This window comes from Streptomyces melanosporofaciens (assembly GCF_900105695.1).
In the GTDB taxonomy this organism is placed as follows: domain Bacteria; phylum Actinomycetota; class Actinomycetes; order Streptomycetales; family Streptomycetaceae; genus Streptomyces; species Streptomyces antimycoticus.
Map to the genome: position 1 here is coordinate 8,288,974 of NZ_FNST01000002.1, position 26,229 is coordinate 8,315,202.

23 protein-coding genes and 2 pseudogenes are annotated in these 26,229 nt (G+C 66.9%); 12 read left to right on the forward strand and 13 right to left on the reverse strand.

What is annotated here, in order from left to right; genetic code table 11:
- Nucleotides 1–36: 36 nt before the first annotated feature.
- Nucleotides 37–366, reverse strand: coding sequence for a TraR/DksA family transcriptional regulator (locus BLV72_RS37895; RefSeq protein ID WP_093468069.1), 330 nt, complete (start codon nt 364–366; stop codon nt 37–39).
- 375 nt (nt 367–741) lie between these two features.
- Between BLV72_RS37895 and BLV72_RS37900 the strand changes: the two genes are divergently transcribed.
- The 4 genes from BLV72_RS37900 (at nt 742) to BLV72_RS37915 (ending at nt 5,722) form a co-directional block, all read left to right on the forward strand.
- Complete coding sequence (locus tag BLV72_RS37900) at nt 742–1,704, forward strand: HAMP domain-containing sensor histidine kinase (protein WP_167746480.1); 963 nt, start codon at nt 742–744, stop codon at nt 1,702–1,704.
- A gap of 2 nt (nt 1,705–1,706) precedes the next feature.
- Complete coding sequence (locus tag BLV72_RS37905) at nt 1,707–2,414, forward strand: response regulator (RefSeq protein ID WP_244321217.1); 708 nt, start codon at nt 1,707–1,709, stop codon at nt 2,412–2,414.
- A gap of 672 nt (nt 2,415–3,086) precedes the next feature.
- Nucleotides 3,087–5,387, forward strand: a complete 2,301-nt coding sequence (gene secD / locus BLV72_RS37910; protein ID WP_107417576.1) for a protein translocase subunit SecD — start codon at nt 3,087–3,089, stop codon at nt 5,385–5,387.
- Between the two features lie 119 nt (nt 5,388–5,506).
- On the forward strand, nt 5,507–5,722 hold the full coding sequence (locus tag BLV72_RS37915; protein WP_093468070.1) for a hypothetical protein: 216 nt from the start codon (nt 5,507–5,509) through the stop codon (nt 5,720–5,722).
- Between the two features lie 199 nt (nt 5,723–5,921).
- Here the strand turns inward: BLV72_RS37915 and BLV72_RS37920 are convergent.
- Nucleotides 5,922–6,182: pseudogene (locus tag BLV72_RS37920) on the reverse strand (SDR family NAD(P)-dependent oxidoreductase); the annotation flags it as partial.
- Between BLV72_RS37920 and BLV72_RS37925 the strand changes: the two are divergent.
- Nucleotides 6,181–6,567, forward strand: a pseudogene (locus tag BLV72_RS37925) (LysR family transcriptional regulator); the annotation flags it as partial. The pseudogenes BLV72_RS37920 and BLV72_RS37925 sit on opposite strands and share 2 nt — an antisense overlap.
- Before the next feature lie 61 nt (nt 6,568–6,628).
- Here the strand turns inward: BLV72_RS37925 and BLV72_RS37930 are convergent.
- The 7 genes from BLV72_RS37930 to BLV72_RS37960 form a co-directional block, all read right to left on the reverse strand.
- Nucleotides 6,629–7,612, reverse strand: a complete 984-nt coding sequence (locus BLV72_RS37930) for a LysR family transcriptional regulator (protein ID WP_093468072.1) — start codon at nt 7,610–7,612, stop codon at nt 6,629–6,631.
- A gap of 39 nt (nt 7,613–7,651) precedes the next feature.
- The gene (locus BLV72_RS37935; RefSeq protein ID WP_093468073.1) at nt 7,652–7,861 is read right to left on the reverse strand and encodes a hypothetical protein; all 210 of its coding nucleotides are present in this window, start codon (nt 7,859–7,861) and stop codon (nt 7,652–7,654) included.
- A gap of 74 nt (nt 7,862–7,935) precedes the next feature.
- A complete protein-coding gene (locus BLV72_RS37940; protein ID WP_093468075.1) occupies nt 7,936–9,765 on the reverse strand; it encodes an AMP-dependent synthetase/ligase in 1,830 nt (609 codons plus the stop codon).
- A gap of 46 nt (nt 9,766–9,811) precedes the next feature.
- Nucleotides 9,812–10,312, reverse strand: a complete 501-nt coding sequence (locus BLV72_RS37945; RefSeq protein WP_093468076.1) for a flavin reductase family protein — start codon at nt 10,310–10,312, stop codon at nt 9,812–9,814.
- A complete protein-coding gene (locus BLV72_RS37950) occupies nt 10,305–11,084 on the reverse strand; it encodes an enoyl-CoA hydratase/isomerase family protein (protein ID WP_093468078.1) in 780 nt (259 codons plus the stop codon). Before BLV72_RS37950 ends, BLV72_RS37945 begins: the two co-directional genes overlap by 8 nt.
- A 12-nt stretch (nt 11,085–11,096) precedes the next feature.
- Nucleotides 11,097–11,915 carry an enoyl-CoA hydratase/isomerase family protein gene (locus BLV72_RS37955; RefSeq protein WP_044580303.1) on the reverse strand — a complete coding sequence of 273 codons (819 nt, stop codon included), beginning with the start codon at nt 11,913–11,915 and terminating at the stop codon, nt 11,097–11,099.
- Entirely contained in the window at nt 11,912–13,093 is a 1,182-nt protein-coding gene (locus BLV72_RS37960) for an LLM class flavin-dependent oxidoreductase (protein WP_093468079.1), read from the reverse strand. Before BLV72_RS37960 ends, BLV72_RS37955 begins: the two co-directional genes overlap by 4 nt.
- A gap of 197 nt (nt 13,094–13,290) precedes the next feature.
- Here BLV72_RS37960 and BLV72_RS37965 point away from each other — a divergent pair, with 197 nt between their 5' ends.
- The 4 genes from BLV72_RS37965 (at nt 13,291) to BLV72_RS37985 (ending at nt 18,706) form a co-directional block, all read left to right on the forward strand.
- Complete coding sequence (locus BLV72_RS37965; protein WP_093468081.1) at nt 13,291–14,058, forward strand: creatininase family protein; 768 nt, start codon at nt 13,291–13,293, stop codon at nt 14,056–14,058.
- A gap of 68 nt (nt 14,059–14,126) precedes the next feature.
- Nucleotides 14,127–14,675 carry a TetR/AcrR family transcriptional regulator gene (locus BLV72_RS37970; protein WP_208905856.1) on the forward strand — a complete coding sequence of 183 codons (549 nt, stop codon included), beginning with the start codon at nt 14,127–14,129 and terminating at the stop codon, nt 14,673–14,675.
- Between the two features lie 391 nt (nt 14,676–15,066).
- Nucleotides 15,067–16,896: an AMP-dependent synthetase/ligase gene (locus tag BLV72_RS37980; protein WP_167746481.1), complete on the forward strand. Its 1,830-nt coding sequence runs from the start codon at nt 15,067–15,069 to the stop codon at nt 16,894–16,896.
- Between the two features lie 511 nt (nt 16,897–17,407).
- Nucleotides 17,408–18,706 (forward strand): MFS transporter, encoded by a 1,299-nt coding sequence (locus BLV72_RS37985; protein WP_093468084.1) that lies wholly within the window; start codon nt 17,408–17,410, stop codon nt 18,704–18,706.
- Between the two features lie 95 nt (nt 18,707–18,801).
- On the opposite strand, the gene BLV72_RS37990 is transcribed toward BLV72_RS37985, so the two are convergent.
- The 4 genes from BLV72_RS37990 to BLV72_RS48395 all read right to left on the reverse strand — a co-directional run bounded on the left by BLV72_RS37990 (nt 18,802) and on the right by BLV72_RS48395 (nt 22,180).
- Entirely contained in the window at nt 18,802–20,460 is a 1,659-nt protein-coding gene (locus BLV72_RS37990; RefSeq protein WP_244321218.1) for a sodium:solute symporter family transporter, read from the reverse strand.
- 581 nt (nt 20,461–21,041) lie between these two features.
- Nucleotides 21,042–21,395, reverse strand: coding sequence for a VOC family protein (locus tag BLV72_RS38000; protein WP_208905857.1), 354 nt, complete (start codon nt 21,393–21,395; stop codon nt 21,042–21,044).
- 121 nt (nt 21,396–21,516) lie between these two features.
- A complete protein-coding gene (locus tag BLV72_RS38005) occupies nt 21,517–22,071 on the reverse strand; it encodes a flavin reductase family protein (RefSeq protein WP_342030703.1) in 555 nt (184 codons plus the stop codon).
- Nucleotides 22,010–22,180, reverse strand: a complete 171-nt coding sequence (locus tag BLV72_RS48395; RefSeq protein ID WP_020867429.1) for a hypothetical protein — start codon at nt 22,178–22,180, stop codon at nt 22,010–22,012. The genes BLV72_RS38005 and BLV72_RS48395 overlap by 62 nt, the downstream gene beginning before the upstream one ends.
- Nucleotides 22,181–22,498: 318 nt before the next feature.
- On the opposite strand from BLV72_RS48395, the gene BLV72_RS38010 reads away from it, so the two are divergent.
- The 3 genes from BLV72_RS38010 (at nt 22,499) to BLV72_RS52240 (ending at nt 26,064) form a co-directional block, all read left to right on the forward strand.
- Nucleotides 22,499–23,680 (forward strand): LLM class flavin-dependent oxidoreductase, encoded by a 1,182-nt coding sequence (locus tag BLV72_RS38010; RefSeq protein ID WP_093468091.1) that lies wholly within the window; start codon nt 22,499–22,501, stop codon nt 23,678–23,680.
- 100 nt (nt 23,681–23,780) lie between these two features.
- A complete protein-coding gene (locus tag BLV72_RS38015) occupies nt 23,781–25,346 on the forward strand; it encodes an acyl--CoA ligase family protein (RefSeq protein WP_093468093.1) in 1,566 nt (521 codons plus the stop codon).
- A gap of 160 nt (nt 25,347–25,506) precedes the next feature.
- A complete protein-coding gene (locus BLV72_RS52240; protein ID WP_093468094.1) occupies nt 25,507–26,064 on the forward strand; it encodes an NUDIX domain-containing protein in 558 nt (185 codons plus the stop codon).
- The last annotated feature ends 165 nt before the right edge of the window (nt 26,065–26,229 follow it).

The following is a 26,229-nucleotide window of genomic DNA, read 5'->3' on the forward strand; positions in this document are numbered from 1 at the left end:
AGGGCGGAGACGAAAACAGGAGGCGGACGGGGCGGGTCAGGCGGCGGCGCGGCCCTGGCAGGCGACGCAGTACCGGGTGTAGGGGAGGATCTCCAGGCGTTCGGCGGGGACGGGCTTGGCGCAGCCCTGGCAGATGCCGTAGGTGTCGTCCTCCACGCGGGCGAACGCCTCGTCGATCTCGGTGAGGACTCGCTGGATCGCCTCCGTCTGCGCGGACACCAGATGGGCGTCCGTGCTCTGGGCGCTCTCGTCGAGGGCACGCAGCTGAGCCAGGCGGCTGTTGCGGGCGTGTTCGAGGCGCTGACGGGTTTCATGAGAGGCCAGCCGCCCGGGGCGGGGGCCGGTCTGGGCGGTGTCGAGCGGCACGATGAGGTCCTTTCGTGAAAGCGCGCCAGGCGCGGCAGTAGCCGCCCGGTTCCGCCGGCCGCGGTCTCCACGACCGCGGGCACTGGCCGTACCGGACGGCTCGAGCACCTTCGACTCTGCTCGACCCGGCGTCGGAAGCCCATCGGGCGCGGACCCCATTTGCCCGGGGCAGCGGTGACCACGGGGCGATGGCGGGGAAGGGCGCGTGGGTACCCGATGACCTCGGATATGGGTGATGGGCCCCATCGACCGCGCGCGGTGCGGGAGGCAGGCTGTGTCAGGCTCGGTCGTGATCAGTTGTGGCGGCTCCGCCGGGGTGCGATGGGCGACAGTAGAGCTGATCACACGCGGAGCGCAGAAGGAGGAACTTCCCCGGTGTCGCTGTTCTGGCGGATCTTCGGGCTCAATGCCCTGGTGCTGGGCACCGCTACGGCGCTGCTGCTGTGGGCGCCGGTGACCGTCTCCGTGCCGGTGCTGCTGACCGAGGCGATCATCCTGGTCGGCGGTCTCGCCGTCATGCTGGTCGCCAACGGCACCCTGCTGCGCTGGGGCCTGGCCCCGCTGGACCGGCTGACCAGGCTGATGACCACCGTCGACCTGCTGCGCCCGGGCCAGCGGCTGCCCGTGCCCGGCGCCGGCGGCGGTAGCGAGGTGTCCGAGCTGATCCGCACCTTCAACGCCATGCTCGGCCGGCTGGAGCACGAACGCGCCACGTCCAGCGCCCGGGCGCTGCTGGCCCAGGAGGCGGAACGCCGCCGCATCGCCCAGGAACTGCACGACGAGGTCGGGCAGAGCATGACCGCGATCCTGCTGGTGCTCAAGCGCGCCGCGGACGACGCCCCCGAACCGCTGCGCGAGGACCTCCAGCAGGCCCAGGAGATCACCAGGGAGAGCCTGGACGAGGTCCGCCGCCTGGTGCGCCGCCTGCGGCCCGGCGTCCTGGACGACCTGGGCCTGGTCAGCGCACTGACCTCGCTCACGCAGGACTTCGCCACCCACACCGGGCTGCGGGTCGTGCGCCGCCTCGATTCCGATCCGCCCACCCTCGACCGGGAGAGCGAACTCGTGCTGTACCGGGTGGCTCAGGAGAGCCTGACCAACGCGGCCCGCCATGCGGACGCGCGGCAGGTCGAGGTGAGCCTGCACCGGGTGGGCGAGGCGGTGGTGCTGGAGATCGCCGACGACGGCCGCGGCATCGAGGCCGCCTGCGAAGGCGCCGGGATCCGCGGCATGCGCGAACGGGCCCTGCTCGCCGGGGCCACCCTCGACATCACCTCGACGCCTGGCACCGGTACCCGGATCCGCCTCATCACACCCGCCCCCAGGAAGCAGCTCTGACCATGCCCGATCCGACCTGGCCCGGACCCACCACGGCCGCGGCACCGTCCGCCACGGCCGGGAAGCCGATCCGCATCCTGCTCGCCGACGACCACGCTCTCGTACGCCGCGGCGTACGCCTGATCCTCGACAGGGAACCCGACCTGGAGGTCGTCGCCGAGGCCGGGGACGGTGCCGAGGCCATCGAGGCGGCCCGGAACCAGGAGATCGACCTGGCCGTGCTGGACATCGCCATGCCGCGCCTGACCGGTCTTCAGGCCACCCGGGAGCTGGTGGCGCTCAAGCCGGGTCTGCGCATCCTGATGCTGACGATGCACGACAACGAGCAGTACCTGTTCCAGGCACTCAAGGCCGGGGCTTGTGGCTATGTGCTGAAGTCGGTTGCCGACCGCGACCTGGTCGCCGCCTGCCGGGCCGCGATGCGCAACGAGCCGTTCCTCTACCCCGGCGCGGTCACCGCCCTCATCCGCAACTACCTGGAGCGCGTCCGCCACGGCGAGGAAGACCCCGACCAGTTCCTCACCCCTCGTGAGGAGGAGGTCCTCAAACTCGTCGCCGAAGGGCACTCCTCCAAGGAGATCGCCGAGATCCTGTTCATCAGCGTCAAGACCGTGCACCGCCACCGGGCCAACCTCCTGCACAAGCTCGGTCTGCACGACCGGCTGGAGCTGACCCGCTACGCCATCCGCGCAGGTCTCATCGAACCCTGACGCCCGCCCCGCACCGATGTCCGGGGCTCTGGTCGTCCACTCCCCGGCCGGAGCCCCGGACCGGCACCCCACGCCGGGCACACGGCAGGAGTCGAGCATCCCGCAGGAAGGGGACGGTGCATGCGCCCAGCATCCCGGAGCGCCCCGACCGCAGTTCACCCGCTCGCGGGGACGCTCATCGCGCTCCTCGCCGTCCTGCTGGCGTTGGTTCCCGCCGATGCCGCGCGCGCGGCTTCCGTTCCGGTGCTCGATCCGGCCCCGGCGGCCACGGGCGCCGAGCGCCCCGACACCGGTCCCCACGCGGACGACCCGTGTGCCGTCGGCTGCGCGGCCCAGGCCAGGGTCCGCCACGACCACCTCGGCGAGCGCCCGTGCCCACCGGATCACCACGCCACCGACCGCCCTGACGCGGATGCCGGCCCGGCTGTCGGTACCCGTGCTTCAGCGCCTTCCGCGTGCGCACCCGCCTCTCCCGGCCGGTCGGCCCACGACCGCGGCCGGGCCCCTCCGGCACCCGCAGGTACCTGACGCGACCCATCACCCTTTCCTCCGTCGCGGCCGCGCGGGCCGCTGCCGCGGCGTGCCTGCCGGAGGCTCGTGTTGAAACGCCGGAACAACCGACAGAACAACCGCCAGAACAACCGCCGGAACAACCGCACCAAGTCCTTGCGCGTGCGTGCGCTGCTCGCCCTCGCCGTGATCGCCGGATCGCTGGCCATCGCCCTCACCACGCCCGTCCGCCTCGGCCTCGACCTGCGCGGCGGCACCCAGATCATGCTGGAAACCCGCTCCACCCCCACCACCGACGCCGACGCCGCGGCCACCGACCGCACCGTGGAAGTGCTGCGCGGCCGCATCGACGCGCTCGGCGTCGCCGAACCGACCCTCGTCCGCTCCGGCGACCACCGCATCCTCGTCGAGCTGCCCGGCGTGTCTGACCCGAAGAAAGCCGCCGACGTGCTGGGCCGCACCGCACAGCTCACCGTCCACGCGGTCCTCGGCCCGGCCCGGACCGCCGACGGCGCCACCGCCCCGGCGACCGATCCGGCCAAGGAGCGCGTTCTGCCGGACGAGTCCGGACAGCCCCTGCGCCTGCGAGCCGCCGATCTGACCGGACGGGACGTCGAAGGCGCCGACGCCCGCTTCGACCAGCAGGGCGGTGCCGGATGGCACGTCGCGGTCGACTTCTCCAAGACCGGCCAGGACCAATGGCGGCAGATCACCGCACAGGCCGCCTGTCACCCGGCCGGTGACCCGCGGCGCCGGGTCGCCATCGTCCTCGACAACAAGCTCATCTCTTCGCCGCAGGTCGACCCCTCCGTACCGTGCGGGACCGGCATCCCGGGCGGCACCACCCAGATCACCGGCTCCTTCGACGACACCGAAGCCCGCGAACTGGCCCTGCTCATCTCCGGCGGAGCCCTGCCCGTACCGGTCGAGACCGTGGAACAGCGCACCATCGGCGCCACGCTCGGCGATGCGGCCATCGAGGCCGCGGCCTGGGCCGCCGGCATCGGCACCGCGCTGACCGCGCTGTTCATCATCGCCGTCTACCGGCTCATGGGCCTGCTCGCTACCGCGGCCCTGGCCTGCTACGCCCTCGTCTCCTACGCCGCCCTGGCCGCGCTCGGCGCCACACTGACCCTGCCGGGCCTCGCCGGGTTCGTCCTGGCGATCGGCATGGCCGTGGACGCCAACGTCCTGGTCTTCGAACGGACCCGCGAAGAGTACGCGGCCCGCAGCCGCCCCACCCCCCGATCGGCACTGACGGCCGGGTTCCGCGGAGCCCTCAGCGCGATCGCCGACTCCAACATCACCACATTGATCGCCGCGGCTCTCCTGTTCGCCTTCGCCTCCGGCCCGGTGCGCGGCTTCGGCATCACCCTCGCCGTCGGCGTCCTCGCCTCGATGGTCAGCGCCCTGGTGATCAGCCGGGTGCTCGCCGAGTACGCGGCCAACCGCCCAGCGGTCTTCCGCCGACCCCGCGTCACCGGCATCGCGAGCACCGGCTGGGTCCGCGACCGGCTGCTGCGCCGCGACCCGTTCCTGATGCGCCGTCCGCGCCGCTGGCTGGCGGCCTCCGCCGCACTCGCCGTCATGGCCGCGTCGGGCATCCTCGTCCGCGGCCTGGACTTCGGCATCGAGTTCACCGGCGGCCGGCTGATCGAGTACGCCACCAGCGCCCCCGTCGACCCCGACCGGGCCCGCACCACCCTCACCGACGCCGGGTTCCCCCGCGCGGTGGTGCAGTCCTCCGGTGACACCGGGCTCACGGTGCGCGCCGAGAAGCTGACCAACGCCGACGAGGCCACCGTCACCGAAACCATCAGCGACCTCGGCGGCGAGACGAAGAAGATCCGCGACGAGCTGATCGGCCCCAGCATGGGCGACGAACTGCGCCGCAACGCCCTCATCGCGCTCTCCCTCGCACTGGGCGCCCAACTGCTGTACCTCGCGGTGCGCTTCCGCTGGTTCTTCGGGACCGCGACCGTCGTCGCGCTCGCCCACGACGTGGTGATCGTCATCGGCGCCTTCGCCTGGCTCGGCAAGCCCATCGACGGGGTCTTCCTGGCCGCCCTGCTGACCGTCATCGGCTACTCGGTCAACGACTCCGTCGTCCTCTTCGACCGCGTCCGCGAACTGCTCGACCGCGACCGCACCACATCGCTTCCCCGTCTGACGAACCGGGCGATCCTGCAGACCCTGCCCCGTACCGTCAACACGGGCATGGGCGCGGCACTCATCCTCACCGCCCTCGCCGTCCTCGCCGACGACACCCTCGCCGACTTCGCCCTCGCCCTGCTCATCGGCCTGGCGGCCGGCACCTACTCCTCCGTCTTCACCGCCGCCTCGCTCACCATCGAGCTGCACCCGCCCCGGAAGGCGTCGCGGCCGCGGCCGTCGCGGTTCACCCGGCGGCACTCCTCCTCGGGGCAGAACGTGGTGTCGACTTCCGAGGAAACCCCTCGATAGGGTCACCGTCGTTTCCGAGCTCACGTCCTTCCCCACGACGCTTCCCCACGAAGCCCGCCGCACCGACCACGTGCCATACCTTCGCGTCCTACCCCACACCCGTCGAAACCCCGGTCCTGGTGACGAGCGGTGACTGGTCCGGACACGCCGACGGGCTCGTGTTCCAGAACACCGGGTCCCGCGCCGTCGACGTGGAATACACCACGTACACGAACGACGGGACCGTCCCGGTGGACGGCACGGTGTGCGTCACGACGAGCAAGGCGAGCAGACAGTCCTTCTACAACCCGACCACCGTGCACACGGTCACCTGGCGCGCCGACAACACGGGCTGACATGACCGCACCGCGGGCGCTTCCGGACCGGAGGCGCCCGCCTTTCCGTCAGCCCCGGCCGCCCGGCCACTGTGGTGCCTCATCGATTTACTCTGCTCACGGGGCCGGGCTGAGTTCTGGAACCCCGAGCCGAAGACTCGCATGGCATCCGAGTCACCCATCCGGCAGTGGACCGAGTACCCGGCCAAGGCTGCGTGAAGGCGTTGTTGACCAGTACGTCGAGCCGTCCTGCCCGCTCCTCGATCAGTTGGACCGCGGCGGTCACGCTCTCGTCGTCGGTCACGTCCAGGGGTACGCCGAAGGCGTCGGCACCGGCCGCGCGCAACCTTGCCACGGCGTCCTCCCGGCGCTGCTCGTCCCGGGCGCCGACACCGACACTCCAGCCCCGCGCACCGAGCCCGGCCGCGATCTCGTACCCGATTCCCTTGTTCGCGCCAGTGACCAGCGCGATCGTTTTCATAGCCCAGCCGCCCTTGTCCCGCACGATCACCCAGCTCGAACGGCGGCTCGGAGTCGCCCTGCTGGAACGCACCAGCCGCAAGGTCACGCTCACCGAGGCCGGAGCCGTGCTGCTGGCCGAAGCACGCGCGATCCTCAGCGCAGTGACCGCGGCTGAGCGGCGTACCCAACGGGCCGCGACAGCACATCCCAGCCTCGTCCTCGCCGTCAAAACCGGCACCGTCGGCGAGCTGCTGACAAAGTTGCTCGACGCCTACGCCGCGGAACCCGGCGCAGCCACCGTCGATCTGCTGCTCTGCGAGGCGCACCAGCAGCAGCAACTGTTGCAGGACGGGCAAGCGGACGTGGCTCTGCTCCATCTGCCCTTCGACTCAGCAGTCGGGCTGCTGAAACCACGTCAACCCGTCCTGACCAGCTAGTCAGCCATATCCGCACAGCGGGGGAACCTCATTCTGCGAGCTGCGCCCCTGCGTGGCTCGATGTGTCTGGTTCGCCGGTGTGGCCTTCGTGAACGCGGGAGACTCCTCGCGGGGGGTTGATCTCGGTCGCGTGCATGAAATCCAAGAAACAAGCCGCGACGGGCGAGAGGTCCTGAGAGCAGCGGTACATCACGCCGGTGACCCTGGTTGCTCCCGGAGAATCCACGGGTACCGCGACCAGATCATCCAGACCGAAACCCTGCAACTCCAAGGCCGGCAGAGCTGCCACGCCCACGCCGGCCCGTAGCAGCCCGCGGATCGTCGCCGCGCTACAGGCATTGAAGTGGTGGCTCACCGAGATCGAGTACCTGCTGAACGCAGCGCCGGTGATCGCTCGGATGCTGGTTCCGGGCCGCGTTGCGATCACGGTCTCACCGTTGAAGTCCGCCCACGAGATGGAACTCTGCGCCGACCAAGGATGGCTGTGATGCGCGACGCCGTAGAACTGTTCCCGCAGCAGTGGCGTGAAAAAGAAGCCGTCTGGCAGGTCACCGTGGGCGGTCAAGCCGAGTTCGACAGTCCCACCTTCGAGGCGTTCGACAACTTCATCCGCGGCCCCGTCGATGATCTCGAACTCCACCTCGGGGTGATCCAGCATGAAGCCGCGCATCACGCCCGGCAGCACAGCCGCCGCGAGCGACGGAAGCGCGGCTACGGCGATGGTTCCGGACTGGGCCGCCACGTACGACATGAAGCGGCTCAGTCGCATGTCCATGTCGTCGAGGACGGCGCCCGTCATGAGCAGAAAGGCATGCCCCGCGGCCGTGATGTCGAGCTGCCGAGTGGTTCGGTCGAACAACCGCACCCGCAGGAGACGTTCGACTTCCTTGATCCGTCTGCTGAGGACTGACTGAGAGATGTGCTCTGCTGCGGCTGCTTTCGTGAAACTGCCGGATGCGGCGAGTGTCCGGACTGCGCGAAGCTGCTGCAGCGTCAGGTCAGGGATCGGCATGGCTCCACCTCTTGCCGTACGCTCGGGTGGACGTGGCAATCATGACTGAACCTGCGGTCCGGTGGCGTTGTAGCCGTTGTCGGCGCGCCCGGTCGGCTCCGAGCGCTTGACCGTTTCCCGCGACATGCCGCAGGGCACAGGGGTGGCGGACGACAACGGCTGATGGCCACGGCAGGCACGGGATACGACCACCTGATCGTTGATCAACACGTAGAGTGCCATCAGAAGGGTGTTCGGTTCTTCGCTCACACATCAAGCTGAACGCCCTCCTCCCACGCCTGCGGACCGATCTCACTTCACGCGATCTTCACGTGATCAACCGCCTAGTTCGACCTCGAGCGCACGTGGTTCGCGATCGCCGCGTCGTCGTTCGCGCCGTACATGTCGTCGATCAACGTTGCGAACGAGTTCACGACGGCATTGCGCTTGATCTTGCCGTTCGCGGTCCGCTCGCCGTGCTCGACTTCCAGGGACCGCGGCAGAACGCGAAAGTCCTTCAACTGCTCTACGCGCGCGAGGTCCGCGTTGACCCGAGCGACCTCCGCTCGCAGGCGTTCGGCCAGCACCTCTGCCGACCGGGCGTCTGCGGTTGGGCTCGGTTCGAGCAGGACGGTGAGGTATTTGCGGGCGTCGCCGACGACGATCGCTTCGTTGATCAGTGAGCTCTCCTTCAACCGGGTTTCGATGGGCTGAGGATTGATCGTTTTGCCGCCTCGGGTGATGATCACGTCCTTCTTCCGGCCGATGAGCCGGATGTCGCCGTGGGGTGTGCGCTCCATCAGGTCACCGGTGCGGAACCAACCATCCTGGTAAGCAGCCTCGGTCTCCGCCGGGTTGCGCCAGTATCCGTCGAAGAGCAACGGCGCGCGGAGCAGCATTTCGCCATCGTCCGCGACTTTCACCTGGAACCGTGGGTCCGGGAATTCCCTGCCGATGAAGCCCGGACGGGGGAATGGCTGGTTGAAATGAGCTATGGGACACCCGGCGGTCTCGGTGAGACCGTAGTTCTCGCGAAGATCGAGCCCCCAGATCTGCCAAATCGCGATGACGCTTTCGGGCATCGCGGCAGATGCCGTGTAGGCAACCCGGATGCGATCCATTCCGACGGTTGCCCGCAGTGGCAAGAACACCCAACGAAGTGCGGCAGCGTACGCGATCCGCAGCGGTACCGAGGGCCGGCGATGGGACCAACGGCGTTCGGCTACTCTGCGGCCGACCCACATGGCGGCGCCATAGGCGTAGCGACGAAGTCGCGGCCAGACCTCCGTCTGTGCGATCAGTTCGCCGGCGATCTTCTCGTAGAACCGCGGCGGCCAGAGCACTGCCGTCGGCCGCACCGAGCGCAACACATCTTCGTAGTCACCAATGCGGCAGTATGTGACCACCAGCCGTGAGAGCAGCGGCGCGAACACCGACACCAGCGCCGGCGCCACGTGGGCCAACGGCAGGAAGCCCACGGCATCGTGCTCGTGGCGGAGGAGCTGCGGGTAGAGGCCGACGAAGGTCTGAACCGAGTGCTGAAGCGTGCGGTGCGAGTGGGTGACGCCTTTCGGAGCTCCCGTGGATCCCGACGTGTAAAACAGCACGGCGGCATCGTCGAGGGAGCCGCCGGCGACCAGCTCGGACAGAGGATCGGCGCTGTCGTCGGCGTACTGTGTTCCTTCTTCGCACAGCGCTTCCCACGGTGTCCTTCTGATCACCTCGGGTAGCTCCGGCGGAGTGGCGTCGATTCCGACCACGAGCCGCAGCTTCGGTGTGTGTGCGGCGACCTTCGCCACCTTGCTGAGCTCCGTCGTCGTCTCGCCGATGAAGGCGACGGCCTCGCTGTGTACGAGGAGTTGCTCGATCTCGGCAGGTGAGTTGGTCGGATAGACGCCGATCACGACGCCGCCGACACTCTGCACGGCCAGCGCGGCGAACACCCACTCCGGGCGTGCGCTGCTCATCACCGCGACGCGATCGCCGTGCCGCACACCTTGCGCGATCAGGCCGAGCGCGAGATCTTGCACGCGATCCCGGTACGTCCGCCACGTGATCGTCTGCATAACCCCGTCACGCCAGTAGCGCAGCGCGACGGCGTCGGGTTCCCTGTTCGCGCGATCGAGCAGGAGCCCCGGTAGCGTCCGGGTTGGCTCGAAATTGGTCAGATCCATGACACGGCCTCTCTTCCAGAGCCGACAAGCCCGGGCCCGATGAGATTCATGCGGCACTCTCCCCGAGGTGCAGGAAGTCACCTCGGTACCACGTCACCGGCTTGCCACTACCTGTCCGCGCGTCGTCTACACGGCCGATGAGGATCACATGATCCTCGCCGGGTACGACTTGCTCCAGTTCGCAACGGATGACTGCCGCCGCATCGGGCAGTAGCGGGTGACCACTCTCATCGAATTCGAAGGCCCCGTACGCGAACTTGTTTTCACCTTTTGTCGCGAACTTGATCGCCAACTCGGCGTGCGCGGGAGTCACGATGTTGACGATGAACCGCTCGGCCGCCATGAAGACGGGGGAGCAGTCCGCTCCTCGGTCCAGGCACACCAGGACGAGCGGCGGATCGAGCGACAGCGCCGCGAAGGAAATCGCGGTGAACCCGTGCGGCGTGCCTGACGCGCTTCGCGTCGTCACGATCGTCACGCCCGAAGGGAAGCGGGCCAACGCCGAGCGGAAGGCGGCCGGGTCCAGCCCTTGAAATTGATCAACCATGATATCCCTCGCGGGCAGCTCGGGCGGCAGGGTCGTCGAAGACCGTGCGCGCGTCGGCAACCGTGACGCGGAGCTGCTCTTCGACCGGCCAACTGGAAGTCCCTGAGTGAAGGGCCCGTTTCAGCGCCGCGAACACGGCAGGTGGTTTCGCCGCTGCCGCCCGCGCGTCCGCCATCGCGATCGCGAGCAGGTCGTCCTGCTCGACCACCTGGTCGACGATGCCCATCTTCTCCGCATCGAACGCGTCGACGGGCTCTCCGCCCAGCAGGAGGCGCCGGGCCGCGCGGTCACCCAGGACCCCGCGCAGTCGAGTGATCCCCTTCACGGCCGGCAGCATCCCGTGGTTGATCTCAGGGAAGACGAAACGCGCCTCAGTCGACGCGTACACCATGTCAGCGAACAGTGCCATTTCGATGCCACCACCGACGCACCAGCCGTTGACCGCACACACCAGCGGCCGGGCAAAGTCCTCCAACGCGCAGAGCAGCGCGTGAAACGACGCCATCCGTTCGACCATCGAATCGGCGCCGAAGCCGATGGCTTCCTTGATGTCGCCACCCGCGCAGAAGAAGCGCTCACCAGCTCCCGTCAGGACCACTGCGGGGGTGCCGGGGCCGCTGGCAAGGGTTTCCAGCGTCTTTGACAGCTCGCTGACGAGCGAATTGCTGAGCGCGTTCGCCGGCGGGTGATTCAGAGTGAGTACAACCACGCCGTCCACTTCGTCGGACGCGTGCACAGCGCTGGGCGCTGTGTTGTGCGAGGCAATGCTCATGCTCGCCTTCCCTCAGTTCGCCGGTCCGCCGGCGGCGCGAGCGGAGGGGAAGTCCACGGGGCGCTTCTCCCGGAAAGCCTGGCGTGCTTCGGCGTAGTCGGCACCGGCGAAGTCGAGGATCTCGAGTGCCGAGGACAGCTCGTGCTGGGGCATCGCGTTGGTGAGCCAGGCGTTGAGCGCACGCTTGGTGAAACGGAGCGCCTGCTGGGAACCGCGGGCCAGCTGGGACGCGACCTCGAGCGCGCGGGGCAGCACCTGCTCGCGGGGAACGGACAGGCTCACGAGCCCGATCCGCTCGGCCTCGGCGCCCGTCAGCTTCTCGGAGGTGAGCACGTAGTACTTGGTCTTGGCCATGCCGACAAGCAACGGCCAGATGAGCGCGGCGTGGTCGCCGGCGGTCACACCGACCTTGGTATGGCCTTCGATCAGCACCGCGTCGTCCGCGGCGATGCTGATGTCGGCGAGAAGCGCGGTCGACAGCCCGTAGCCGACCGCGGGGCCGTTGATCGCGGAGATGATCGGCTTCTCGATGCGCAACATCGTCGCGACCCGCTTGCGTTCGGTCTCCAGCATCGCGAGCGCATCCTGGGGCGTGGGATCGGGCTGAGCGACGTCCATCCCGGTACAGAAGGCTTTGCCGGCCCCGGTGATGACGACGACCCGGGTCTGGTCATCGCGCTCGACGTCGGCCCAGATCTGGTTCATCTCCTCGAACATCGGCAGGGTGAGCGAGTTGTACCGGTCGGGTCGATTGATCGTGATCTGGAGGATGCCGTTGTCGTGGTGTTCGGTGAGGATGTCGCCGGTGCCGTGGTTGTAGAGGTTGGTCATCGGCTGGTCTCCTTGTGGTGTGTGGGGTTGTGCTGGGAGTGGAAGTGGTGGAGTGCTTCTTGGTGGGCGGGGCGTGCGGCTCGGATGTCGGCGAGTACGTGGTCGGCGGGGCGGACGACGTTGCGGGGGTTTTTGAAGCGGGGGATGACGTACTTGCCGAAGAGTTCGATCGAGCGCATCAGCTGGTCGTGGGGCAGGCTGTCGATACGCAGGACGAGTGCTTCGACGCCCATGTCCGCGTATCGCTGTACGTGTTCGATGCAGTGGTCGGGGTCGCCGACCATGAAGCCTTGGGAGCGTTCGAACATGTACTCTTCGTCGTTGAAGTCGATGTCCTTGACAGCGCCCATGTAGGCGTAGTCCTTCGACAGCTTCGACAGGCGCTCATATGCGTCGGTGGACAGCTTGGCCATCTCGAACAGGGGCTTCGCCTCGAGGCGGGCCTGGGCAGTGGTCTCGGCGCAGTGCATACCACCGGCGACCGCGACCATCTTGCGCGGCGTGATCGGGTAGGGGTGGTTGGTGGCGGCGAGAGTGTCGTCGTAGAGCTTGACCATGTTCTCGACGAGGTCGAACCCGAGGTAGAGGCCGCCCATGATGGCGCCGATACCCATCGAGGCGGCCGTCTCGACCGAGCTCGGGCTGCCGGCGGCAGCCGAAATGGGCGGGTAGGGACCCTGCAGGGGCTTGGGGACCAGGCTGCGCGGCGGAACCTTGTAGTGCTCGCCCACGTACGAGAACACGTCGTTGAGGAACGCGCTCCGGATCAGCTCGATGCCCTCACGCCACTGAGCCTTGTTCTCGGAAGGGTCCACCTCAAACGCGCGCAGGGCGAGCGTGGTGTTGCCGCGCCCGGTACCAAGCTCGACACGGCCGTTGGACAGGATGTCCTCGGTCGCCACACGCTCCGCGACGCGCAGCGCATGGTTCATCCGCGTCGGCAGCAGCGTCACCAGGTGGATGAAGCGGATCCGGCTGGTGAGAGCCATCAGGTACGGGTAGAGCACCTCCGGAGCGGAGACCGAGGCCGTCCCGAGGGCGACGTGCTGCTCGGAACTGCCGAAGGCGTCGAAGCCGACGCGCTCGGCGAGCAGTACCTCCTCGACCAGTTCCCGGTAGCGGTGCTCATGGGTGAGCCCGACCGGGGTGTCCCCCTCGGTCATGAGGATGAAGTCCATACCGACCCTTCCGTCGAATGTTATTCGGCGATAACGTAAGGCGTAGCCCAACCCTGGTCAAGGCCATGAGAGAGAGTGAAGGCGTTAGTTGTGATTAACGTGGGTGAGCCTCGACTGCGAGCCGCTCCCCATCCGTCGAGTAGTGACGCATCCGCGAGGTACGGGTCGAGCAGGCACAGGAGGAGGAGTGACCACACATGAGCGAGTTGCGGATTGAGCGTTTGACCTCGCCTGACATCGCGAGTGCCATCGCGAGCGGTATGCGTACGGCGGTCTTGCCGCTGGGCGCCACGGAGCAGCATGGTGCGCACCTGCCGATGTCGGTCGACAGTGATCACGCCGATCGACTGGGTGTTCTTGTCGCCGAGCGGCTTGGCGACGCGCTCGTGCTACCGACGGTGCGGATCGGGTGCTCGTCGCACCACCTAGGCTTCGCCGGAACCCTCTCGCTGCAGGCCGAGACGCTCGAAGCGATCTGCGCCGACTGCTGCGCGAGCCTTGCCGTGCACGGCTTCCGTCGGGTGCTGATCTTCTCGGCGCATATCGGCAACTACCCGGTGCTCGGCGACATCGAGCCGAAGCTCGCCGCGCGGCTTCCCTCCGACCTGGATGTCATCGCGTTCGCAGACTCGGCAGCGGTCCTCCGCTCGTGGCGCGATGCTGCTCAACGCGTCGCCGGCCTCGCCGACCACGTCGGAGGCCATGCCGACGTGGCCGAAAGTTCGATCATGCTAGCCGTGCGGCCGGACGCCGTGAGGAACGATCGTGCCGCCGCAGGTTTCACCGGGTCCATGGATGACGCGTTGCTGGCCAGAGTATTCACTGATGGTGTCAAGGCAGTCGCACCCAGCGGGGTGCTCGGTGATCCGCGCGGCATGTCGTCTGAGCTGGGCTTCGCCTGTCTGACCGCAGTGGCCGACCTGCTCGCGGAACACGCAATGGCACGTTATCGGCCGCTCACCTAGACTAGACTTTACGCGTGTCGAGCTCACCTACCCCCCGTACCGCATCTCCCCGCGCCACCCGCCGGCAGGTGCTGATCAAGGTCGCCGGAGAGTTGTTCAACGAGCGTGCCTTCGATGCGGTCACCACTGAGATGATCGGCGCGCGTGCCGGTGTGACCGGCCCCGCGCTCTACCGGCACTTCCCGAGCAAGCAGGCGTTGCTGATCGCCGTGCTCGAGGATCCGCTCAACGAACTACTGGCTCATGCCCGCAAGACGGCAGCCGAGGTGACGGATCCACGCAAGGCACTCGAGGAGATGATCGATTACCACGTCAAACGCAGTCTCCAGAACGTTCCGTCCACGCTGGTGTTCCTGAAGAACGAACACAACGTCCCCGAGGACGAACGCCATCGCATGCGACGCATGATGCGCCTCTACGCCGAAGAGTGGAGCGGACTGGTCACCCGGCTGCGGCCCGACCTGTCAGACGCGCAGACCCGCGTTCTCACACACGCCGTCTTCTCGATGATCAACGCGGTACCCCAGTTCAACAGCGGCCTCGATCCCGACATCGTCGCGACGACCATCCGCACCGCCGCGATCAACGCGCTGCTCGTCCCCGCGGACGCGATCTGACAAGAGTGGGGGTCTTCAAGGGCGCGGCTCGTAGCCGCTGACCTGATCCGGGCCGGGGCTGGTGACCGGGAGGTGACCCGGCGCTTCGGGATGACCCGGATGTCGGCGAACCGCTGGTGGCGAGCGTCGCCCTCCACATCGCGCGCCGCGGGGGGCGATCGGGCACTACGCGCCACCGCCTCCCTCCTGCGTGACTCCAGACTGACCGGCGCCCCGGTCGGGCTCGCTATGAGCACCGTATTGGCCCGCTCCCCTTCGACGACGCAGAGGTCATCCGCTGCGAGCCGGTGATGTGGTGCCGCGGTGATTTCCTCAACCTCGGGCAGGGTGTTACATGAAACTCATCGGGCCCGGCTCGTCAGCTCTGGTGGATCTGCGGAGAGGCCGTGTGATGGATCTGATGAATTTTGAACCGATCCGGACGCATCCGCAGCTGTTGCTTGATCGTGCGCGCTCCGAGCCCGACATTATTGCGCTGCGCCACTGGCGCGAAGGGGTTGTGCACGCGATCACATGGCGGACGTATCGAGATCGAGTACGCGAGATCGCGCTCGGCCTTGTCGAGCACGGAGTGCAGCACGGCGATCGCGTCGCGGTGATGAGCAGCGCACGCCCCGAATGGGCCTTCGCCGCACTGGCCGTGCAGAGTGTCGGCGGCGTGGTGGTCGGTGTCTACCCGACCAACTCGCCCGCCGAGATCGAGCAGATCCTGGCGCACAGCGAGGCAGTGGCCTTTATGGGCGAGACAGCCACGGAGCTCAACGAGGTGGCGGAGATCGCGGCCCGCACACCGAAGCTGCGGCTCGTCGTCGGCATGGACACCGCCCCGCCGGCGCTACCTGAGAAAATCACCGGGACAACGTGGGAGGAGCTGCGCACAGAAGGAGCGCGGCATCCAAGCGTCCTATCCGACCGTCTGGTCGAGATGGTCGCTGCCACGACACTCGACGACCCTGCCGTTCTGTTCTACACGTCGGGCTCCACAGGAGCGCCGAAAGGCGTCATGCACTCGCACCGTACGCTTCAGCACTCGGTCCAGACCGTCGTCGGCCTCTATCCGGAGCTCGACAGCCGTGAGCACGCCATCGTCGGCTTCCTGCCGCTGGCCCACGTGGCGCCGGCGCTGCTGCTGATCTTCACTCCGCTGCTCTCACGTCTCGTGGTGACGTACTGCCGCATCGAGGACTACGAGGACGCGTTGCGCACCGTGCGACCGACCGCGCTGCTGTGGCCCCCGCGCTTCTACGAGAAGGTCGCCGGCGAGCTGATCGCACGAACGCAGGCTTGGCCGCGGGTGCGCCGGTACGCCTACAAAGGCGCGATGTGGGTCGGTCGCCGAATGGCCGAGCGCCGTTGGTCCAGTGGTCATCCCTCGGTATTGCTGCGGATCGCATACACCGCAGTGCTTCACCGTGTCTTCCTGCCGCTGCGGGCAAGCGTCGGATTGGACCGCCTTCGTGTCGCTTTCACCGCCTCTGCCGCGACGCCCGAGAACGTCATCGCGCTGTGGCAGATCTGGGGGCTGGATCTACGCGAAAGCTATGGTCTCACCGAAACAGCTGGCTGCCCCGTTGCTCATTTCGACCAGACGTTTCCTCGCCCGGGATATATTGGTCGCGAATTCTCGGACCCACGCTTCCAGGTCGAGGTCGCGCATGATGGTGAAATGCTGGTCCGCGCACCACTGCTGTTTCGCGAATACTGGCGCAACCCCAAAGAGACAGATGCCGTTCTGCAGGACGGTTGGTTCCGTACCGGTGACCTGATTGAGCGTACCGCGCACGGTGAGATCCGCCTCATCGGCCGAAAGAAGGACGTGATCATCACCAGCGGCGGCAAAACGATCAATCCGCAGCCGATCGAAACCCGGCTGAAAGAGAGCTCGCTGATCAGCGAAGCAATCGTCGTGGGCGACGCGCGCAAGTGCCTCACCGTGCTGCTCGAGCCGAGCACACAGGCCAAGGCGCTGACTACGACGGCGCTGTCCGAACGCCTGCGAGCCGAGCTCGGGCGAGTCAATACGGACCTCGCGCGCGCGCAACAGCTGAAGGACTTCCGTGTGCTGCCTCGGCCCCTCGAGGCCGAACGCGGCGAGCGGACCGCGAATGGCAAGGTCAAGCGGAACTCGGTAGCGAATTCATTCGCTACGCTGATCGACGAAATGTACGGCGAGAATGACGACACAGTGATCGCGAACCACCTACGGCCGCGGTCGCATTAGCGAAGAACTTTAACGAGTTGGCCGTGGCTCCTACATCTGCTGACGCGCATACAGCAATGGGTGGACTCATGCAGCTCCCGATCTGATACGACAACAGATCCCTTACCCGGACCACGTCTGCGGCTTGAGTGGTTCGGCAATGCTGACTCAATTCCATTCTTGCGCGCCACTCCCAGATCATGTCTCTTCTGCATCCATACTTGTGGAATTTGAATTAGTCCAGTCGTATCAGTGCATTGCGCGTCTGTGCACGACGGGCCAGAGTCAGCACATGCGAAGTGCAGTGAGTGTGCGCGTACGCAGTTTCTGCTGACCCGTGAGGAACCCTCTGACGCAGCACCGGGCACCGGCGACTATCGACCTCGCCATAGTGCCTCGGAGCCTGACCCGGCGGACGGGGTCCAGTCAGTACCCACCTTCTGATCGCGCCGAGCAACGTGACGGCGCCGACCTCGCGCGGCGAGGGCGGCCGACCGGCGCACTTTCCATCCTGGTGTGACAAGGAGAGTCAATGACGACGGCACAACATTCCGAAAAGACGATCAGCTTGAGGTCCGCCCGGCGTGCATCGCTGGCGGGCGGCGTCGGGACACTGATCGAGTACTACGACTTCAGTGTCTATGGGTTTCTGACGCTCACCATCGGACCGTTGTTCTTCCCCAGCGACAATCCGACGGTCTCAACCCTGTCCGCGCTCGCGGTGTTCGCGTCGTCCTACCTCATCCGTCCGCTCGGTGGCTGGTTCTTCAGTCGCCTCGGCGACCGCCGCGGCCGCCGGACAGCCCTCGTCGCGACGATCGTGATGATGGGCGTGGCATGCGGCGTGATGGGCCTGCTGCCCACCTACGGACAGATGGGAGTCGCCGCGACGATCGCACTCATCGTCGTGCGACTCGCCCAAGGGTTCGCTGCCGGTGGTGAGATCGGTGGCGCTGCCACCTACATCGCCGAGCTGGCGCCGCCCGGCAAGAGGGGTTTCTACGGATCGACGGTTTCCATGGGGTCCACTCTCGGGTTCGCCGTGGCCGCCGGCGTCGTAGGGCTGGTCCGTCTGCTGGTTCCGGCCGACCAGATGGCAACGTGGGGCTGGCGGATTCCGTTCCTCCTCTCGCTGGTCCTCACTGTGGTGTGTCTGCAGGCCCGGCTGCGGGTCGAGGAGTCGCCTCAGTTCCAAGAGCTGAAGGAGAAGGCCGCGATCGTACGCAGTCCGATGCTGGCCGCTCTGCGTAGCCACCCGCTGTCGGTTGCCCGCGTGGCGGGCCTGGCTATCGCGTTCAACGGCACCGGCTACTTCGGCGTTGCCTACTTCGCCATCTTCCTGCAGGAGGAAGGATTCTCCGCCACAGGCGTCGCCTGGACCTCAGCGTTGTGCATCGCCCTGGCCACCTTCACCTATCCATGGGCGGGCAAGTTGACGGATCGCTACGACCGCAAACCCATCCTGCTGGCGTCCTACATCATCTTCGCCGTCATCGCTTGGCCGGTCTTCGCACTCCTCATCGCGGCAACCAACCTCTGGGCCGTCGGGGCCGTCTATCTGGTCTTCATGTTCTTCACCGGGTGGGCGCAGGTACCTACGTGGCCGTTGGCCACGGAGCTCTTTCCGGCAAGCGTGCGCTACTCAGGCATCGCGATCGGCTACAACCTGGGCGTGATCATCGGCGGCATCACGCCACTCGTCGCCGCTGCCCTCGTGGCCGGCACCGGAAGCAGAACCAGCCCCGTCTACTGGATCCTCGCCGTAGCACTCATCGGAGTGATCACCGTCGCGCGACTGCCGAAGACCGCGTCGAAGCCGCTACCCGCCTAAGCGGACAGCCAGGTCCACGATCTCCTGCAACGCTGTGCGGAAGCCGCCCGGGTGCAGGAGATCGTCGAGCCTGCGGATACCACAACCGCGGCGAATCAGCCCGCATGCCGACCGCGTGCTGTCCGCGGGCGGGCTGTACTCCTCCGCCCGACGTCCTTTCCCGTCGTACTCACTGCACCGACAACCGGTTGGGAACTCTCTGGTGAGGTGAGGCTGCCGATCCACCCGAGGAAGAGTGCCGCCGGCACGGACACCATGCCCGCGTTGTAGTACGGATACCAGTTGAAACTCAACTCAGGCCATAGTGAGTTCTTGGTACCGGTGACGACGGGTGAGGAGACCGTGAGCACGATGGACAGCAGCAGTCCTCCGTAGACGGACCAGAGAAGCCCCCGGCGATTGAACTTGGGCCAGAAGAAAGTGTAGATCAGCGCCGGGAATACACCCGACGCCGCAACGCAGAGAGCGAAGATGACCAGGGACTCGACCGGATACCGGCTGATGGCTGTGGACAGCGACAGGCTCACGGCGACCAGGGCGACGAGGGCCAGACGCAGTACTCGCGCTTCTCCGGTTCGGGTGCGCGGGCCCTTGCCCTGAGCGAACACATCACGCGCGAAGGTGACAGCGGCAGCGAAGGCCACACTTGACACGGTCGTGAGTGCGGCGAGGAAGGCCACGGACGCCATGGCCGTGATGAGCGCAACCCGCGCCACTGAGCCGTGCGGGAGTACTTCCGAAGCCAGCAGAATAGGGGACCCCTGCCCAACGTCGTCAACCGCTCGGATGACGTCGCCTCCCACCACGGCCGCGGCCGCGAAGCCCGCCGCGCTCAGGAGGACGACAAAGGCAGCACCCAGTCCCGAGGCAATGCTCATGGATCGACGTGCCGAGCGCCCGGTGCGGGAGGCACTCACACGCAGGATCAGGTTCGGCAGCACGGCCGTACCGAGGATAACGACGATGTGTTCGCCGACCGCGTTGAGTGATCCGAGGTTCGCGGTGCGCGGCCAGAGTCCAGGGCTCAGATATCCGTTCGGCGACATGCTCTTCTCCGCCGCCGCGGAGAGCAGATACCCGGGGTTCCACTCGAATCTGCTGAGGGCCAGCAGCGTGATCAGCGAAAGCGTGATCAGGGTGACGACCACCTTGACGACCTGCATGAAACTGGTGCCTCGCAGATCTGCCACGACGGCGAAGAAGCCGACGAGAAGCCCCATCAGTACCGTGCAGACCACTTGGGTTCCATGGTTCGACCGGCCGATCAGGAGGGCCACGCTGATGCCGGTAGCCCGCAGTTGGACCATGAGAAGGGGAATGGTGATCGCAAGTGTCACCAGAGCCGCGGCAGTCCGCGACGCGCGCCCCGCAGCACGCAGGGAGAAGAGGTCACCGAGAGTGTAAAGTCCGCTGTCGCGTATTTTTTGAGCAAGGAGCAGCAGTACACCGAGGGCGAGCATGAGGTCGATGGCGATGCTGAACCCGTCGTAGCCGTACAGAGCGATAAACCCGGACGTCACCAACAGAGTGACGACCGTGATCTGCTCGCCCGCCATGGCGAACCCGTTGAAGACCGGAGAGAGTGACCGATCCGCGATGTAGAGCCTTTCCGGCTCGTGTTCCTGACTCGAGGCAAGCGTGAAAAGCCACAGGACAGACAGCCCGATGAATACCAGGAAGGCGACGATCACGGGGCCTCTGGCGTCTGAACCGATCGGGTCGAGTACACCTGCGCTCAAGATGTGCACGGTCACCGCTTCACCGCCAGGGATCATCGACGGGGGACGCACCCGACGTCTCGGCCTGGGGTATGCCGGAGGTCCGGGGCCGCTCGACGGGATCACAGGCTGTGCATCGCGTCTCGTACACCCACACGGTGGCGGCGAAGAGGCCGCATTGCAGGATGCCCCAGACGAGGCCGAGAGTGATGTGCCCGTACACATGAACTGCGGGAACGGCGGTCAGCAAGGACAGCGCGATGCCGACGACAAGAGGGACAGCGTTGGCGGCGACGAATGCACGCTGGGCACGACGCGTGGTTCCGCGGAGACTTTCACCGTGTCGCAGTCGGAGGGCATCGAGCGATGGGTCCGGTGCCGGCGGGTGATCCGGTGAGGGCGAGGAGAAGACGGGGTGCACGGAAACCTTCCGGGCTTCGAGGGCGGGTGACTCGGCCGGCGAGCATTGGCGCCTCGGACGCGCAGCTTGTTCCGGCGCGCAAAAGGTCGAGGATCTGGCCGACGGCCGGGGAGGGACACGAACAGGAATGTCAAGGGCATCCGACGACGTCTCGGTCCGGGGCATGGCGGAGGCCGACCCGCTACTGGACTGACCGCTACCGCGGCCCGTAGATCACTACGGTGTTGCCCCATGGGTCCCGGGCCACGGCCCGGACCTCGTGCGGGCCCTGCTCGGGCTCCCGGACTATGGATCCGCCGCCTTGTACGAGGGCGGTGAGCGCCGAGGTCACGTCGGGGACCTTGAACGACGCCGCGGGCACCCCACCGGTGACGTCCTCGGCCGGGCCGGTCAGGGCCAACGTGGTGCTGCCGGCGTCGAGGGCGGCGTAGCGGTCGCCGTCGACGAACTTCGTGGCCAGGCCGAAGGTGTCGGTGTAGAAGCGCACGGCGGCGTCGATGTCGGCCACCGGATGCAGCACGTTCCCGATCTTCACGAGGTCGATCTCCACGGAATCACTCACCGGACGGCCGCAGCACGGCCCGAGCGGAGGGTTCCACCACACCGCGCGCCGCGCGTGGATGAACCACTCGTGCGATCCACCGGAGCTGACGAGCCGGGCGCGATGTCATTCATGTAACGCTCTGTCCGAGGTAGAGGAAATCACCGCGGTACCACATCACCGGCTTGCCGCTACCTATGCGTGCCTCGTGCACACGACCGATGAGAATGACGTGATCTCCGCCGGGTACGACTTGCTCCAGCTCGCAGCGGATGACCGCCGCGGCGTCGGGCAGTATCGGGTGTCCGCCCTCGTCGGATTCGAAGCTCCCGTGTGCGAACTTGTCCTCGCCCTTCGTGGCGAACTTCATGGCCAACTTCGCATGCGCGGGCGTCACGATGTTCACGACGAACTGCTCAGCCGCTATAAAAGCTGGGAAGCAGTCCGCTCCTTGGTCCAGACAAACCAGAACAAGCGGTGGATCAAGCGACAGCGCCGCGAAGGAACTCGCGGTGAACCCATGCGGGGTGCCCCCGGCGCTCCGGGTCGTCACGATCGTCACGCCGGCAGGGAAGCGGGCCAACGCCGAACGGAAGGCAGCCGCGTCCAGCCCCTGGACTTGATCAGCCATTCCACACCTCGCGGACAGCTCGGACGGCGGGGTCGTGGTAGCCGCCGAAGGCATCAACGTCGACGTGCGCCGCGAGTGGCGCCTCCTCGACCGGCCCTCGGTAGCGGTGCTCACGTGCGAGCCCGGTCGGGATGTCCCCCTCAGTCATGACGATGACGTCCATGTCGATCCTTCCTCGAATGTTATTGACGAATAACATATGACGTGGCTTGGGTGCGGTCAAGCCTCCGATTGGAGAGGTGAATCCGTTAGTGCGTAGTAACGAAGCGGGAGTCGCGTCAGTCCGCGGCCGCCTGTGCGGCCCTGTGTGGCTGTCGGTCGCGATGTGACCGGGGTCGCTCTGGTCGCGGCCCCTCCCGTGCGCGCCCGGTCGACCTCCGTAGTTATCACAAAGTAACGCCCGTCGCTCTTCCGGGGGCCTTGACCTGGGCTGGGTCACGCCCTACGTTATCGCCCACTAACATTTGACGGAAGGGTCGGTATGGACTTCATCCTCATGTCTGAGGGGGACACCCCGGTCGGGCTTACGCATGAGCACCGCTACCGGGAGCTGGTGGAGGAGGTTCTGCTTGCGGAGCGGGTTGGCTTCGATGCCTTCGGTAGTTCCGAGCAGCATGTTGCTGTGGGTACGGCTTCGGTCTCCGCTCCGGAGGTGCTCTACCCGTATCTGATGGCTCTGACGAGCCGGATCCGCTTCATCCACCTGGTGACGCTGCTGCCGACGCGGATGAACCATGCGCTGCGCGTCGCGGAGCGTGTGGCGACCGAGGACATCCTGTCCAACGGCCGTGTCGAGCTTGGTACCGGGCGCGGCAACACCACGCTCGCCCTGCGCGCGTTTGAGGTGGACCCTTCCGAGAACAAGGCTCAGTGGCGTGAGGGCATCGAGCTGATCCGGAGCGCGTTCCTCAACGACGTGTTCTCGTACGTGGGCGAGCACTACAAGGTTCCGCCGCGCAGCCTGGTCCCCAAGCCCCTGCAGGGTCCCTACCCGCCCATTTCGGCTGCCGCCGGCAGCCCGAGCTCGGTCGAGACGGCCGCCTCGATGGGTATCGGCGCCATCATGGGCGGCCTCTACCTCGGGTTCGACCTCGTCGAGAACATGGTCAAGCTCTACGACGACACTCTCGCCGCCACCAACCACCCCTACCCGATCACGCCGCGCAAGATGGTCGCGGTCGCCGGTGGTATGCACTGCGCCGAGACCACTGCCCAGGCCCGCCTCGAGGCGAAGCCCCTGTTCGAGATGGCCAAGCTGTCCACCGACGCATATGAGCGCCTGTCGAAGCTGTCGAAGGACTACGCCTACATGGGCGCTGTCAAGGACATCGACTTCAACGACGAAGAGTACATGTTCGAACGCTCCCAAGGCTTCATGGTCGGCGACCCCGACCACTGCATCGAACACGTACAGCGATACGCGGACATGGGCGTCGAAGCACTCGTCCTGCGTATCGACAGCCTGCCCCACGACCAGCTGATGCGCTCGATCGAACTCTTCGGCAAGTACGTCATCCCCCGCTTCAAAAACCCCCGCAACGTCGTGCGCTCGGCCGACGACATCCTCGCCGAGATCCGAGCCGCCCGCCCCGCCCACGAAGAAGCACTCCGCCAGTTCAACGACACGCACAACCCCAGCCACCACAAGGAGACCAGCCGATGACCAACCTCTACAACCACGGCACCGGCAACTTCCTCACCGAACACCACGACAACGGCATCCTCCTGATCACGACCGGCGTCCCGGTACACGGAGCGGTGCGATGACCCGCGACCCGGGCTCCTTGTCCTTCGAGCCGTTGACCCCGACGTCGTATCTGGATCGTGCTGCGGCGGCGCACGGGGATCGGGTCGCGGTGGTGGACGGGCGGTCCCGGTGGACCTATGCGGAGCTGCGTGATCGGTGTCAGCGGTTGGCGGGCGGGCTGGCCTCGTTGGCCGGGGGACGTCCGGTGGCGGTGCTGGCACCGAACACGCATGTGTCGCTGGAGGCGCACTACGGGGTGCCGTGGGCGGGGGTGCCGCTGGTCGCGGTGAACACCCGGCTGTCGGTGGGCGAGGTCGCCTACATCCTGGAGCACTCCAAGGCGTCCGTGCTGATCCAAGACCCGTCGTTCGACGCGTTGGTGGACGAGGCCCTCGCCCGGCTGGACGCCCCACCGCACCGGATCAGGGCGGGGCGGGAATACGAGGATCTGCTGGCCGCGGCGGAGCCGCTGCACCTGACCCCGACCGACGAACGGGCGCTGCTGTCGATCAACTACACCTCGGGGACCACGGGCCGCCCGAAGGGCGTGATGTACCACCACCGGGGCGCGTTCCTCCAGGCCGTGGCGATGGTGGGACACACCGGACTGACGCCGTCGAGCGTGCACCTGTGGACGCTGCCGATGTTCCACTGCAACGGATGGACGTTCCCATGGGCCGTGACCGCGGCGGCTGGGACGCACGTCTGTCTGCCGAAGGTGAATCCGGCGGAGATCTGGCGACTGCTCCGGGAGGAGGGCGTCACGCACCTCAACGGGGCGCCGACGGTGCTGTCGATGATCGCGTACGCCCAAGAGGCCGCACCACTGGACCGCACGGTCCGGATCGCCACCGGTGGGGCGCCGCCGTCGCCGGCGATCCTGCGGCGGACGGCGGAGCTGGGGTTCGAGGTCACGCACCTGTACGGGCTGACCGAGACTTACGGCCCAGCGATGCTGTGCGACTGGCGCCCGGAGTGGAACGACCGCGACGCCGCAGCACAAGCGCGGCTCAAGGCGCGCCAGGGCGTCGGGAACATGATCTCGTGCGTGCCGCGGGTGATCGCGGACGACGGCACGGACGTCCCCGCGGACGGTGTCACCACGGGGCAGATCGCCTTGCGCGGCAACAACCTCATGCTCGGCTACCTCGACGACCCGGAGGCCACCTTGGCAGCGGTGCCGGACGGATGGTTCCGGACGGGGGACATCGGCATCCTGCACCCCGACGGGTACGTGGAGCTGCGTGACCGCTCGAAGGACGTGATCGTCTCGGGTGGGGAGAACATCGCGTCGGTCGAGGTGGAGCAGGCGATCATGGAACATCCGGCGGTACTGGAGGCGGCGGTGATCGCGGTGCCGGACGAGCGCTGGGGTGAGGTCCCTGCCGCCTATGTGAGCCTGCGGGAAGGTGCTACGGCCACCGAGGCGGAGATCGTCGAGCATGTGCGGGGCAGGCTGGCCCGGTTCAAAGCGCCGAAGACGGTCACGTTCACCGAGTTGCCGAAGACCTCCACCGGAAAGATCCAGAAGTTTGTGTTGCGGGACAAGGCATGGGCCGGGAGCGAGAGCCGCATCCGGTGAACGACGTGAACGGACCGGTGGCACGCGAGGTCATTGTCGGGGAGTGTCAAACCTCGTGCTTCCACGCGGCAGGACGTCCGGTAGGTGATCAGAAACGCGAAGAGTTCCTGCCCGCAAGGGACTTTTCCTGGGCCAGGCCGTCGCATGAAGGAGGCACCAGATGAAGCGCGTCGGGTCCTCCCCGGGTGTCCGTGCCGAAGGCGGTGGTCGCGGGGTGGTCTCCCGGGTTTCACACAGGGCACAGTCCCTGAATGAGTCCGGTCGCCCCAGGTCTCAGGGCCCGCGGAAGGCAGTCGCTGTCATCCTCATGTGGCGAGGGCGCATCGGGTTGTTCAAGCGCAGTGAATCTGTCCAGCATGATGCAGGCCTGTGGCACTGCATCACCGGATATCTGGACGCTGACAGCGACCCGGTACGGCAAGCCATCCAGGAGATCTGGGAGGAGACTTCGCTCCCCGCCCGCGCTCTGGAGCAGCTGACCGCGGGCCCCACGCTGCGTCTCGCCGACCCTCGTGGCGGGCCGGACTGGACCGTGCACACTTTTTTGGCCTGCACCAGTCAACGACGGCTCACTCTCAACTGGGAGCACAAGGCATACCGGTGGGTACGGCCTTGGAAGCTGTCGCAGTTCGATGGGCAGGTCGCATGGCTGACAGATGTCCTGCAAGCAGTCGACTCTCTGCCGTCAGCCACGGCGCGTGATGGGGTCGCGTCTTAAGGCCGGTACGAACCGGTCCAGCGTCCCCGGCCAGCCGATCAGGTGGCCCGAATGCGAGCAGAATGCTCGATCTATAAGAAACATCTTGTGCAGTCGCAGAGTTATCCGCCTTCTAGCGGAGCATAACGCGAAATTCCTAAGTCATGGTGCCGAATGCGGAGGTGG